Origin of the sequence: Mesorhizobium sp. B2-3-14 (assembly GCF_006442175.1) — a bacterium.
In the GTDB taxonomy this organism is placed as follows: domain Bacteria; phylum Pseudomonadota; class Alphaproteobacteria; order Rhizobiales; family Rhizobiaceae; genus Mesorhizobium; species Mesorhizobium australicum.
Genome location: NZ_VFVP01000003.1, coordinates 73292 through 86545, shown reverse-complemented (window position 1 = coordinate 86545; position 13254 = coordinate 73292). Strand labels below are relative to the sequence as shown.

At 64.5% G+C, this 13254-nt stretch carries 10 protein-coding genes; 3 read left to right on the top strand and 7 right to left on the bottom strand.

The features are described 5' to 3' along the window. Window positions 1-22: 22 nt before the first annotated feature. The 3 genes from FJ950_RS09215 to FJ950_RS09205 form a co-directional block, all read right to left on the bottom strand. Window positions 23-418: a DUF4345 family protein gene (locus tag FJ950_RS09215; protein ID WP_015315169.1), complete on the bottom strand. Its 396-nt coding sequence runs from the start codon at window positions 416-418 to the stop codon at window positions 23-25. 96 nt (window positions 419-514) lie between these two features. After that, window positions 515-1210, bottom strand: a complete 696-nt coding sequence (locus tag FJ950_RS09210; RefSeq protein WP_140616576.1) for an aspartate/glutamate racemase family protein — start codon at window positions 1208-1210, stop codon at window positions 515-517. Between the two features lie 49 nt (window positions 1211-1259). Beyond that, window positions 1260-3443, bottom strand: a complete 2184-nt coding sequence (locus tag FJ950_RS09205; RefSeq protein ID WP_140616575.1) for a primosomal protein N' — start codon at window positions 3441-3443, stop codon at window positions 1260-1262. Window positions 3444-3533: 90 nt separating this feature from the next. Here FJ950_RS09205 and fsa point away from each other — a divergent pair, with 90 nt between their 5' ends. Further along, complete coding sequence (gene fsa, locus FJ950_RS09200; protein WP_015315164.1) at window positions 3534-4190, top strand: fructose-6-phosphate aldolase; 657 nt, start codon at window positions 3534-3536, stop codon at window positions 4188-4190. A 58-nt stretch (window positions 4191-4248) separates the two neighbouring features. Here fsa and FJ950_RS09195 read toward each other — a convergent pair whose 3' ends face one another. The 3 genes from FJ950_RS09195 to leuS all read right to left on the bottom strand — a co-directional run bounded on the left by FJ950_RS09195 (window position 4249) and on the right by leuS (window position 10189). Beyond that, complete coding sequence (locus FJ950_RS09195) at window positions 4249-6723, bottom strand: DNA translocase FtsK (protein ID WP_140616574.1); 2475 nt, start codon at window positions 6721-6723, stop codon at window positions 4249-4251. A 276-nt stretch (window positions 6724-6999) separates the two neighbouring features. Continuing rightward, a complete protein-coding gene (locus FJ950_RS09190; protein WP_015315162.1) occupies window positions 7000-7578 on the bottom strand; it encodes an LPS assembly lipoprotein LptE in 579 nt (192 codons plus the stop codon). Beyond that, entirely contained in the window at window positions 7565-10189 is a 2625-nt protein-coding gene (leuS, locus tag FJ950_RS09185) for a leucine--tRNA ligase (protein WP_140616573.1), read from the bottom strand. Before leuS ends, FJ950_RS09190 begins: the two co-directional genes overlap by 14 nt. A 153-nt stretch (window positions 10190-10342) precedes the next feature. Here leuS and FJ950_RS09180 point away from each other — a divergent pair, with 153 nt between their 5' ends. Then, on the top strand, window positions 10343-11005 hold the full coding sequence (locus FJ950_RS09180) for a YggS family pyridoxal phosphate-dependent enzyme (protein ID WP_140616572.1): 663 nt from the start codon (window positions 10343-10345) through the stop codon (window positions 11003-11005). 136 nt (window positions 11006-11141) lie between these two features. Beyond that, window positions 11142-12191 carry an aldo/keto reductase gene (locus tag FJ950_RS09175; protein WP_015315159.1) on the top strand — a complete coding sequence of 350 codons (1050 nt, stop codon included), beginning with the start codon at window positions 11142-11144 and terminating at the stop codon, window positions 12189-12191. 60 nt (window positions 12192-12251) lie between these two features. On the opposite strand, the gene FJ950_RS09170 is transcribed toward FJ950_RS09175, so the two are convergent. Then, on the bottom strand, window positions 12252-13157 hold the full coding sequence (locus FJ950_RS09170; protein ID WP_140616571.1) for a LysR family transcriptional regulator: 906 nt from the start codon (window positions 13155-13157) through the stop codon (window positions 12252-12254). Window positions 13158-13254 lie beyond the last annotated feature (97 nt).

The window sequence follows — 13254 nt, the reverse complement described above, 5'->3', positions numbered from 1 at the left end:
GCGCACCTGAATACCCCAGGATTCAGGGCACAAAGCCGAAGGCAAAGGCGAGCGGCAAGGCCGCGAGCGCCAATTCCACCACAATGGAAACCCAATTGAAAGGTGTATTGGCGCCATCCGACATCATCGACAGCAGCCGGCCGAATGCGGTGAACAGCCAGGAAAACCCGAGCGCCATGTAGACCAGGGGCTGCGCGAGCAGGATGCAGCACAGGCCGACTCCGAGATAGAAGCCCGACATGCGGCCGCGCCCCTCGGCGATCGCCGCCGCCTTCTCGGGTTTCGCCTGCAGGCGCAGGATACGGAACGCCAGCCCCGGCGCCAGGAAAAACAGAAGGCCGAGCAGCACGGTGAAGGCCGCGCTCGACCAGGCCAGCCATTCGCCCTGGCTCGTCGGCCATGGAAGCGCAAAATCCATCGTGTCCCCTCGAAATGCCTGTTTTGAAAGTCGCTGACATTCTAGCGAAGGAAAGAGCCGGCGCCAGATGGCTTCAGCCACTTTAGGAGACGCGCATCAAGCGAGTGCGAATTCCACCGCCGCCCCGGCATGGATGCGCGTCGTGTCGAAAACCGGGATGTCGAAATCATCCTGGCCGATGAGCATGGTGATCTCGGTGCAGCCCATGATCAGGCTGTCGGCGGCTTCGTCGCGGCGCAAGCGGTTTGCCTCGGCGACATAGGCCGCCTTCGAGGCTTCGGTGACGATGCCCTGACAGAGTTCCTCGTAGATGACACGATGCACCATGTCGCGCCCGGCCGAATCCGGCACCACTGGCGACAGGCCATATTTGTCGGCAAGCCGGCCCTTGTAGAAGTCCTGCTCCATGGTGAACCGCGTTGCCAGCAGCGCCGGCCGCCGCAGGCCGGCCTGCCTGACCGTGGCCGCGGTGGCGTCGGCGATATGGATCAGCGGGATCGACACAGCCGCCTGCACCTGGTCGGCCAGTCTGTGCATGGTGTTGGTGCACAGAAGCAGGCCCTCCGCACCGCCGGCCTCAAGTTTGTGTGCGGCATCGATCAGCAGCGCACCGGCACCGTCCCAGTCGCCATCATGCTGCCGTTCGGCGATCTCGGCGAAATCGAACGACCAGAGCAGCAGCCTCGCCGAATGCAGACCGCCCAGCCGCTCGCGCACGATCTCGTTGAGCAGGCGGTAGTAGATGGCGGTCGATTCCCAGCTCATGCCGCCGAGCAGGCCGAGGGTTTTCATGAGATCTTCCGTTTCTCTCGTCGAGGCAGCTGTAGCTGAATTTGTGTTCCTACAAAAAGCTCTGCGGGTCGATGTCCACCTGCACCCGAACCGAGCCGCGCTGTTTCGGCCCGTTGGCCAGCATGGTGCGGATGAAGCTCTGCATGTCGGCGCGCCGTTCGCCCTGGATCAGCAGGCGGAAGCGGTGGCGACCGCCGAGCAACGATAATGGCGCTTCCGCCGGCCCGAGCACGAACAGATCCGGCGCCTCCGGTGCGGAGCGGCGCAGGCCGCGTGCATGGCCTTCCGCTTCCGCCCGCGTCACCGCGCTGACGATGACGCCTGCCAGCCGGCCGAAGGGCGGCAAGGCAGCGCGTTCGCGCTCTGAAATCTCGCGCTGGTAGAAAGACTCGGCATCGCCGGAGACGATCGCCCGCATCACCGGATGGTCGGGCTGGAAGGTCTGCAGCAGGCCAAGGCTCTTCTTGCCGGTGCGGCCGGCACGGCCGGTCACCTGGCTGAGCAGCTGGAAGGTGCGCTCGGCGGCGCGCGGATCGCCATTGGCAAGGCCCAGATCGGCATCGACGACGCCGACCAGCGTCATGTTCGGGAAATTATGACCCTTGGCGACCAGTTGCGTGCCGATGACGATATCGGCCTCGCCGTTGGCTATAGCCTCCAGTTCCAGCCGCAACCGTCGTACACCCCCCATTATATCCGACGACAGCACGATGGTACGCGCGTCCGGGAAATGCGTGACGACCTCTTCGGCGATGCGCTCGACCCCCGGCCCGCAAGCGACCAGGTGGTCGAGCGTGCCGCATTCGGGGCAGGCTTCCGGACGGCGCTCATTGTGACCGCAATGATGACACACCAACTGGCCGCGAAAGCGGTGCTCGACCAGCCAGGCCGAGCACACCGAGCAACCGAAGCGATGGCCGCAGACCCGGCACAGCGTCAGCGGCGCATAGCCGCGCCGGTTGAGGAACAGCAGCGACTGTTCCTGCTTCTCCAGCGTCTTGCGCATATGGTCGATCAGCACCGGCGACAGGAAGCCGCCACGGGCCGGCGGCGCGCGGCGCATGTCGATCGACTTGAGATCGGGAAGTGCCGCCTCAGCGAAGCGGGCGGAAAGAACAGCCCTGGCGTAGCGGCCCTGGCTTGCGTTGACCCGGCTTTCGACCGACGGCGTCGCCGACGCCAGCACCACCGGAAAGCCGCCAATATGCCCGCGCACGACAGCCATGTCGCGCGCATTGTAGAAGACGCGGTCTTCCTGCTTGTAGGCCGGGTCGTGCTCCTCGTCGACGACGATCAGGCCAAGTTCCTTGAACGGCAGGAACAGCGCCGAGCGTGCGCCGGCGACGACACGCACGCCCCCTTCCGCCACTTGCCGCCAGACTTTTTCGCGCATCCTGGGCGGCAGATCGGAATGCCATTCCCCCGGCTTGGCACCGAAGCGCTGCTGGAAGCGTTCGAGGAAAGCATGGGTCAGCGCGATTTCGGGCAGCAGGATCAGCACCTGTTTTCCCTGATCGAGCGCGGCCGCCACCGCCTCGAAATAGACCTCCGTCTTGCCGGACCCGGTGACGCCGTCAAGCAGCGCGACATTGAACGCACCGGCCGCGACATTGGCGCGCAGCATCGACGCGGCGTCGTTCTGGTCCGGCATCAGATCCGGCACGGCATAGCTTGGGTCGGGTGCGGCCACCACCGGGCGTGGCGGGATCATCACCGTTTCGAACACGCCTTGCGCTTTCAGCCCCTCGATCACCGTCGACGACACGCCGGCGGCATGCGCCAGCCCCGAGCGCGTCCAGGCCAGCCCGCCTTCGGCTGTCTCCAGCACCCGCGTCCTCGCATCCGTCATCCGATCGGGCATGACGAGCGTCCGCTGCAGCCCTTCGATCCAGGGTTCGGGATCGAAGGCTTCCGGCGCACGCAACAGCATGCGCGCCACCATGCCCGGCGCCGACAGCGTGTATTGCGCCACCCAGTCGACGAAGCGGCGCATGGCGCGATCGATCGGCGGACAGTCGAAAACCTGTTCGATCGGGCGCAATTTCCTCGCATCGACCTGCTCGACCACGCCGTCCCAGACGATGCCCGCGACCTGGCGCGGCCCGAGCGGCACGCGCACGATCGAACCCGGCACCACCCGCATGCCGGCCGGCACGGCATAGGTGTAGGGGCGTTCGGCCGGCATCGGCACCAGCACCGGTGCGGCTGCGACAAAGGGCGAATCTTCGATCATGAGGCGTGACCTTGCCCCGACTTTGCTCTAGATCAAAGGGCAACGCTGAACGTGCCTTCGCAGGCGCCACGAAATCGTCAGGAGACCGCCATGAAATTTTTTGCCGACACAGCCGATATCAAGGAAATCCGTGAACTGATCGATCTGGGGTTGCTCGACGGCGTCACCACCAACCCGTCGCTGATCCTGAAATCGGGCGGCAAAATCGCCGAGGTCACCAAGCAGATCTGCGACATCGTCGAAGGCCCGGTTTCCGCGGAAGTCGTGGCGACCGAATACAAGCAGATGATGGCCGAGGCCGAGGTGCTGGCCAAGATCGCACCGAATGTCGCCATCAAGGTGCCGTTGACGCTGGACGGATTGAAGGCCTGCAAGACGATCCGCACCGAGATGAACCGCATGGTCAACGTCACGCTGTGCTTCTCGGCCAACCAGGCGCTGCTCGCCGCCAAGGCAGGCGCCTCCTTCATCTCGCCCTTCGTCGGCCGCATCGACGATACCGGCTCTGACGGCATGGAAGTGATCCAGGAGATCCGTCAGATCTACGACAATTACGATTTCCAGACCGAGATCCTGACCGCTTCCGTGCGCACAGTGAACCACGTGAAGCAGGCGGCGCTCATCGGCGCCGATATCGTCACCGCGCCACCCGCGACCCTGAAGGCGCTGGTCAATCACCCGCTGACCGACAAGGGCCTTGCCGCCTTCCTCGCCGACTGGGCAAAGACCGGCCAGAAAATCGGCTGAGCGAGCTTATGCCCGATACGAAAAAGGCCGGGCAACCGGCCTTTTTATGCGTTGCGGATCAAGGGGCCGATCGATCCGTGCCGTCATCCCCAGGTATGGTTGCCGGCGGGCGCCTGCCCGCCATGATCTCGCGCTTGCCGACATGGTTCGGTGCGCCGACCAGACCCTCCTTCTCCATCCGCTCGACCAGTGAAGCGGCGCGGTTGTAGCCGATGCCAAGGCGGCGCTGGATGTAGGACGTCGAACATTTCTTGTCGCGCAACACCACCTTGACCGCCTCGTCATAGCTGGAATCGCCGTCCTCGGCGGCAACGGCTCCCTTGTCGAAGACCGCTCCCTGGTCGTCTTCCTCTTCCTCTTCATCCTCGTCGGCCGTTACGGTCTCCAGATATTCGGGGCGGCCCTGCGCCTTCAAATGCGCCACGACATGCTCGACCTCGGCGTCGGACACAAAGGGGCCGTGCACGCGGGCGATGCGCCCGCCGCCCATCATGTGCAGCATGTCGCCCTGGCCGAGCAGCTGCTCGGCACCCTGCTCGCCCAAAATGGTGCGGCTGTCGATCTTGGAGGTGACCTGGAAGGAGATGCGGGTCGGGAAGTTGGCCTTGATCGTGCCGGTGATGACGTCGACGGAAGGCCGCTGCGTTGCCATGATCAGGTGGATCCCGGCGGCGCGCGCCATCTGCGCCAGGCGCTGGATGGCGCCTTCGATCTCCTTGCCGGCGACCATCATCAGGTCGGCCATCTCGTCGACGATGACGACGATGTAGGGCATCGGCGCGAGGTCGATCTCCTGCTGTTCGAACAGCGGCTCGCCGGTCCCCTTCTCGAAGCCGGCCTGCACGGTCATGACGACCGTCTCGCCCTTGTCGCGGGCAGTGGCGGCACGCTCATTGTAGCCGTCGATGTTGCGCACGCCGAGCCGCGCCATCTTGCGATAGCGGTCTTCCATCTCGCGCACCGCCCATTTGAGCGCGGTAACCGCCTTCTTGGGATCGGTGACGACGGGCGTCAGAAGGTGCGGGATACCGTCATAGACTGATAGTTCGAGCATCTTCGGGTCGACCATGATCAGCCGGCATTCTTCCGGTTTCAGCCGGTAGAGCAGCGACAGGATCATGGTGTTGATGGCGACCGACTTGCCGGACCCGGTGGTGCCGGCGACGAGCAGATGCGGCATTTTCGCCAGCTCGGCGATGACAGGTTCGCCGCCGATCGTCTTGCCAAGGCAAAGCGCCAGCTTGCAGCTGGTCTTGCGGAAGCCCTGCGATTCGATCAGTTCACGGAAATAGACGGTCTCGCGTGTCTCGTTCGGCAACTCGATGCCGATGACATTGCGGCCGGGCACCACGGCGACGCGCGCCGAGACCGCCGACATGGAGCGAGCGATATCGTCGGCGAGACCAATCACGCGGGAGGATTTGACGCCGGGCGCCGGTTCGAACTCGTAAAGGGTAACGACCGGGCCGGGGCGAACATGGATGATCTCGCCGCGCACGCCGAAATCCTCCAGCACGCTTTCCAGGAGATCGGCATTCTGCTCGAGCCGCTCCTGCGACATGTAGAAGCCCTGCCCTTCCGGCGGCTGTTGCAGCAGCTCCTCCGAGGGAAGCGCGTAGCCTTCGCCCGTCACCGGCTGCACAACCTTTCCGGCCATGGGCAGCGACGGCGAACGCACGGCGGGAACGGTTTCCTCCACGCGTTGCAAAAGTGGCGCCGGGGCGGCGCTGGCTGCGGCAGGCGCCGTCGCGGCCGTTGTCCGACCCAGCCGGGCGGCTCTGCCCGCCGGGACGGCCGGCTCGACCACCACCTTGTTGGAGTTGGCCGGAAAGACGTCCGGCAGGGCAGGTGGAACCTGGCCAGGAAGGCATTCGATGACACGGAACAAGGCGGTGACATCGGCCACCGCCGGTCCTGAGACATCGGCCCGGGCGGCGGCAACCGGCGGAGCCGGCACCGGTGCACGCGGGACCGGGCTGACTTGGCGGGCGGGCGTCACGTCGACCAGAAGCGGCGCCAAGCCCTCGAAGAAGGCGTGATCCGAAAGATAGGGCCGCCGCGCTTTTTCAGCGGGGGCTGCTTTGACCGGCGCGCCATTCCCGCCAACGGGCGCCGGGCGCGTGGCCGCCCGTGCCGTTGCTGGCACCTTTAGAGCCGCCGGGGCAACGCCTTTCGCCGTCTCGCCGCTACGCGCCGGCTGAGCGGGCCCGGCCGGTGCCGGTCCGCGATGCATGACGGTGCCAGGACCGACCTGCTGCGTCGGGAGCGCCTGCCGTGCGTCCTGCCCGGCAACGTCGTCCTGCGGTTGGCGGTGCTTTGGCTCATAGTCCGGCGTGCGTGTAAAACGCACATTGGGCGCAAGGAAAAAATACTCCTGCCACGCCGGGCTTTCGGTGTCGCCACCCTGCGGGAAAGAAGCGCCGGACTGGCGGACATCGACCTTGCCGCGCGGGCCGCCGGAACGCTCTCCTTGGGGGTCATCGGGCGCAGCTGTGTGCAACGAATTGATCCGAGAAAAACGCCTGGCTTCCATGCTCAAGACTCACTGTGAAACGACTGCCGAGCAATAGGGAGCGAGTGGTTAACAGTTGCTTCCCGTCAGCGTCGCTGGAGCGATCGAGACGCATCTTTCGCGGCGAAGCGCTGGCCTGGAAAGCGGAGCGAACCTTGGTCACGTGAAAAACCCGCGGACAGCATTCACATGGCGCCAAAAGCCCGGCTGCCGGCGCATTTCCATCGCCGGACACAGGATCAGGATATCGAGAGAATGAGAGAGGGCGTTCGGCCCTCTTTTGAGACGGCGAACGCGCTAGCTGGCCGCCTTGCCGTGCCGGGCCAGATCCTGGGCGATCGACAGCTGCAGGGCTTCAGCCAGTTCGCGCGCGGCGCGGTTCTCGGCGTCGATCTGCGCCCGGTAGGAGGCAAACTCCTGACGCGGCCTGTCGAAGGACGAGGTGATCGCCCGCTTGCCGACGGCGATCACCGCGCCGGTTTTCACATCGGTCAGCGTGTAGCCCGCGGTCAACGTCACCGAACCGGCGGTCGGCTCGTCCTGATCGGTTCCATTCTGTACCAGCGCCGAGGATTCAACGCCTTCGCTCACGCCGAGGTCGAGGGAATAAAGCGGCGAGGCGGGCTCGCCTGCGCCGCGCCCGAACCCGAAGATCAGATTGTTACGCACCTGCTGGGCATAGCGCGTCCGGACCGGCTTGACGGCGATCGATGCCATCTCGGCATTGGCGGTCGAGCCCGTCGACAACGGCGCGCTCGAATAGAGCGGCCGCACCTGACAGGCCGAAATGAGCGCCAGCGAACCGACGAGGCCGGCAAGCGCGATGCGGCGCAGCAGACGGCCCAGCTCTGTCTTTTCCCGATCAGGCAACGACATTGACGATCCTCTGCGGCACGATGATCACCTTGCGCGGAGCCTTACCTTCAAGTGCTTTCTGCACGAAGTCGAGAGCCAAGACCGCTTTTTCGACCGCACCTTGGTCCGCGTCGCGGGCAATTGTCAAATCCCCCCGCTTCTTGCCGTTGACCTGCACCGGATAGGTGACTTCGTTGTCGACGACCAGTGCCGGATCGAAGACCGGCCACGGCCGTTCGGCCACCAGATCGACGCCGCCCAGCGTCTCCCAGCACTCTTCGGCCAGGTGCGGCATCACGGGCGCGATCAGATGCACCATGATCTCGACCGCCTCGCGGCAGGCGCTTTTCAGCGCCGGAACGGCCTTGCCTTCCGCCACTTCGTTGAGCGGGGCTGTCAGCGCGTTGGCAAGTTCATAGATGCGAGCAATGGCGCGGTTGAAGGCGAGCTTCTCGATGTCTTCGCCGACCGCCTTCAGGATCTTGTGCGCGGCCTTGGAAACCGCCCCGGCCTCGCCGTCATTGGCCGCCTCGGGCGCAACCCCTGCCAGCGTCTCGGCCGCCGTCGACACCAACCGCCAGATGCGCTGCATGAAGCGATGCGCGCCGGCGGCACCGTCGTCGGTCCACTCGACATCGCGCTCGGGCGGCGAATCCGACAGCATGAACCAGCGCGCCGTGTCGGCGCCGTAGCCATCGGTGATGTCTTCCGGACTCACCGTGTTCTTCTTCGACTTCGACATCTTCTCGAGCGGGCCGATGGTGACCGCCTCCCCGGTGGCGACGTCGATGGCGCGGCGCTTGCCTTCGACGTCTTCCAGACGAACCTCGGTCGGCGCCAGCCAGCGCCCATTCGACGCCGAGCCGACACGGTAGGTTTCGTGAACCACCATGCCTTGCGTGAACAGGCCCTTGAACGGCTCGGCCAGGGCAACATGGCCGGTCTCGCGCATGGCGCGGGTGAAGAAACGCGAATAGAGCAAATGCAGGATCGCATGCTCGATGCCGCCAATATATTGGTCGACCGCCAGCCACTCGTTCGCTGCCTTGGGATCGGTCGGTTCATGCGCCCAGGGCGCGGTGAAGCGGGCGAAATACCAGGACGAATCCACGAACGTGTCCATCGTGTCGGTTTCGCGCCGCGCGTCCTTGCCGCATTGCGGGCACTTCACATGCCGCCAGGTCGGGTGACGGTCGAGCGGATTGCCTGGCCGGTCGAAATCGACATCGTCGGGCAGCTTGACCGGCAGATCGGCCTTCGGCACCGGCACCACGCCGCAATCCTCGCAATGGATCATCGGGATCGGGCAGCCCCAGTAGCGCTGGCGCGAAATGCCCCAGTCGCGCAGGCGGAAATTCACCTTGCGCTCGGCCATTGGCCGGTTGCCGATGGTCTTTTGCTCCAGCAGCCTGGCGACTTCATCGAAAGCGCTGTCCGGCGTCATGCCGTCGAGGAACCGCGAATTGATCATCGCGCCATCGTCGACATAGGCCTCGTCGACGATCTGGAACGTCTTGGCATCGGCGCCATCAGGCATCACCACCGGCACCACCGGCAGGCTGTATTTGTTGGCGAAGTCGAGGTCGCGCTGGTCATGCGCCGGACAGCCGAAGATGGCGCCGGTGCCGTACTCCATCAGCACGAAATTGGCGACGTAGACAGGCAGCGTCCAGCTATCGTCGAAGGGATGGACGACGCGGATGCCGGTGTCGAAGCCCTTCTTCTCGGCCGTCTCGAGCGCCGCCACCGAAGTGCCCATATGGCGCACTTCGTCGATGAACTTCGCCAGGGCCGGATTGGTCTCCGCGGCCTTCTTGGCCAGCGGATGATCGGCGGCGATTGCCATGAACGAGGCGCCGAAAATGGTATCCGGCCTTGTCGTGTAGACTTCCAGCTCATGCTCGCCGGAGATTTCCGAGGCCAGCGGCCAGCGGATCAGCAGGCCCTCCGAACGGCCGATCCAGTTCTGCTGCATCAGCTTCACTTTTTCGGGCCACTCGTCGAGACCGTCCAATGAATCCAGCAAATCCTGGGCAAAGTCGGTGATCTTGAAGAACCATTGCGTCAGCTCGCGCTGTTCAACCAGCGCACCGGAGCGCCAGCCGCGCCCGTCGATGACCTGCTCGTTGGCGAGCACCGTCATGTCCTCCGGATCCCAGTTGACCTTGGAGGATTTGCGCGTCACCAGCCCCTTCTCGACGAAGTCGAGGAACAGCATCTGCTGGCGGTGGTAGTAATCGACGTCGCAGGTGGCGAATTCGCGCGCCCAGTCCAGCGACAGGCCCATCACCTTGAGCTGCTCGCGCATGGCGGCGATGTTCTGGTAGGTCCATTCCTTGGGATGCACCTTGTTCTGCATCGCGGCGTTCTCAGCCGGCATGCCGAAGGCATCCCAGCCCATCGGATGCAGCACGTTGAAACCCTTGGCGCGCTTGTAGCGGGCCACCACGTCGCCCATCGTGTAATTGCGGGTATGGCCGATATGGATGCGCCCCGACGGATAGGGGAACATTTCCAGCACGTAGTATTTCGGACGCGGATCGTCATTGTGCGCTTCGAAAAGCTTCTTCTCGGCCCAGGCCTTCTGCCATTTGGGTTCTGACGCGCGCGGGTTGTATCGTTCGGTTGCCATGGGACGTTTTTCACTTAAAAGCATGCGGACTGCGGGCAAGAGCCCGGCAGTTCATGAAATGTGGTCCGGGTGTTCACCATGGTTTGGCAAACCCGTCAACCATATGGGCATCGCGGCTGACAAAAACGCGGGTCAAAACAGCGGGATTTGCATATGGGCGACACCGTTCAGCAGTTTTTCGCGGTCAAGGCGAAGATCGCCGCCGCCGAGCGGGAGGCCGGCCGTAAAGCCGGCGCGGTGACGCTGGTGGCAGTCTCCAAGACCTTCGACGCCGCCGACATAGGCCCGGTCATCGAGGCCGGCCAGCGCGTCTTCGGCGAAAACCGCGTGCAGGAAGCGCAAGGCAAATGGCCTGACCTGAAGGAAGCTTTCCCCGACATCGAACTGCACCTGATCGGTCCGCTGCAGTCGAACAAGGCGAGGGAAGCGGTGGCTCTGTTCGAGGTCATCGAGACGGTCGACCGCGACAAGATCGCCGCGGAGCTCGCCAAGGAAATTGGCCGGCAAGGCCGTGCGCCAAAACTCTATATCCAGGTGAACACCGGTTCCGAACCGCAGAAAGCCGGCATCGAACCGCGCGAGGCGGTCGCCTTCGTCAGACGCTGCCGGGAAGTTCACGGCCTCGGCATCGAGGGCCTGATGTGCATCCCGCCGGCGGACGAGAACCCCGGCCCCTACTTCGCCTTGTTGGAGAAACTCGGCAAGGAAGCCGGGGTCGCCAGACTGTCGATGGGCATGTCCGGCGACTACGAGACCGCGATCGCCTTTGGCGCCACCAGCGTCAGGGTCGGTTCGGCGATTTTTGGAAGCCGGTAGTCCGAATTTCCAGCTTGCCGCGTCATGAGTCGTATCGCTGGGCCTGATCCACAAGCACCATTATACCAGTGCTTGAAACGAAACGTGCCGTTCCTATTTGCGTTGATGTCACCGCACATCCTCCTGGAGTCTCACGATGCGTTACAATCAGCTTGGAAACACGGGGCTATTCGTCTCCGAACTTTGCCTCGGCACCATGACCTTCGGCGCCGCCGGCCAGAACGCCCAATGGGGCCTGATCGCCAGCCTCGACCAGAAGGGCGTCAACGAAATCGTCGGCCGCTCGATCGCCGCCGGCGTCAACTTCTTCGACACGGCCGACGTCTATTCCGTCGGTGAGTCCGAACGCCTGCTTGGTCAGTCGCTTAGGGATCTCGGTGTTGCCCGGTCAAACGTGGTCATCGCCACCAAGGTCCACGGCGCCATGGGTGAGGGACCAAACCAGCGCGGCTCCTCGCGCGGCCATATCATGGATTCGGTCGACGCCAGCTTGGAGCGGCTGCAGCTCGACCATATCGATCTCTACCAGTTGCACGGCACCGATGCGGTGACGCCGATCGACGAGACGCTGCGGGCACTTGATGATCTCGTCTCCAGCGGCAAGGTCCGCTATGTCGGTGTCTCCAACTGGCAGGCTTGGCGCATCGCCAAGGCGCTCGGCATCGCCGACCGCAAGGGCTTTGCCCGCTTCGAGACCGTCCAGTCCTATTATTCGATCGCCGGACGCGACCTCGAACGCGAGATCGTGCCGCTGATCAACGAGGAGAAGCTCGGCCTGATGGTGTGGTCGCCGATGGCTGGCGGGCTGCTGTCCGGCAAATATGGGCCCGGCGCGCCGGGTAATGGCGAGGGCCGCCGCGCGTCCTTCAACTTCCCGCCGGTCAACGAGGACCGCGCCTGGGCGGCGGTCGCCGTCATGCGGGAGGTCGCCGAGAAGCATGATGTCGGCGTCGCGACCGTGGCGCTCGGCTATGTCCTGGCAAAGCCTTTCGTGATGAGCGTGATCATCGGCGCCAGCCGCATGGACCAGCTCGAGCAGAACCTTGCCGCCACCAGCCTCAAGCTCGATGCCGACGATCTCGCCAGGCTTGACGAAGTGAGCGCACTACCCGCCGAATATCCCGGCTGGATGGTCGAACGCCAGGGCGCCGGCCGTCGTCCGGGGCCTTTCGTGCCGAAGGCATAGCGCGTACCGCTGGCAAGTCGGTCCTTCAACGCCGCGCGTCTCATCGACGCGCGGCGTTGATTACAGCCGAACGGTCTCGGCAAGAAAGTCGAGAAAGGCCCGCACACGTGCCGGCAGGTGTTTGCCCTGGCCGACATAGACGGCATGCGTCGGCTCTTCGTCGCCGGGGTTGAAATCTTCCAGCAGCGGCACCAGCCTGCCGGCGGCGATGTCGGGCTCGACATGCCAGCGCGCCAGTCGGGCAATGCCGGCCCCGGCGACGGTCGTTTGGCGCATCGCCTCGCCATCGGTCAATGCCAGGTTTCCGACAACCGGGGTGATCACCGGCGCGCCTGCCGTATCGATAAAAGGCCAGCCGTCGATATGCCGCGCGAAACTGAAGGCGAGCATGTTGTGACGCCCGAGATCGGACAGCGTGCGCGGCGTGCCATGTGCTTCGAGATATGAAGGTGCCGCGACCACCACCATTCGGCTTTGACCGAGCTTGCGCGCCACCAGCCTCGATTCGCGCAGCGGCCCGGCGCGGATCGCGACATCGGCCCGCTCTTCCAGCAGGTCGATCACGCTGTCGGTCAGCACAGCCTCGACGAAAATTTCGGGATAGCGCTCCAGAAAGCGCGGCAGCAGTTCCATCAGCCGGTGTTGGCCGAACGGCACGTAGCTGTTAACTCTCAGCCTGCCGCGCGGCGCGGCTCCTGCCGCCGCTTCACGCTCGGCCTTATCCATGTCGGCGAGCACGCGCACGCCGCTGTCGTAGAACGCCGTCCCTTCCGGCGTGAGCTGGAGCTTGCGCGTCGAGCGGCTGACAAGCCGCGCCCCAAGCCGGGTTTCGAGCCGTGCTATCAGCTTGCTCACCGCCGATGGCGTCATCCGCAGCCGCCGCGCCGCGGCCGAAAAACTACCCGCCTCGACGACGCGCACGAAGACTTCGATCTCGCCGGAACGGTTGATGTCGGGCCTGGCCATCTGTGAATCTATTTCACAAGAAGTATGCCTTGGGCAAGTCTGGTTCACAACATCGCGGATCATGATCTTCAGGGCCGGGGCGCGGACTGAGCGTCCT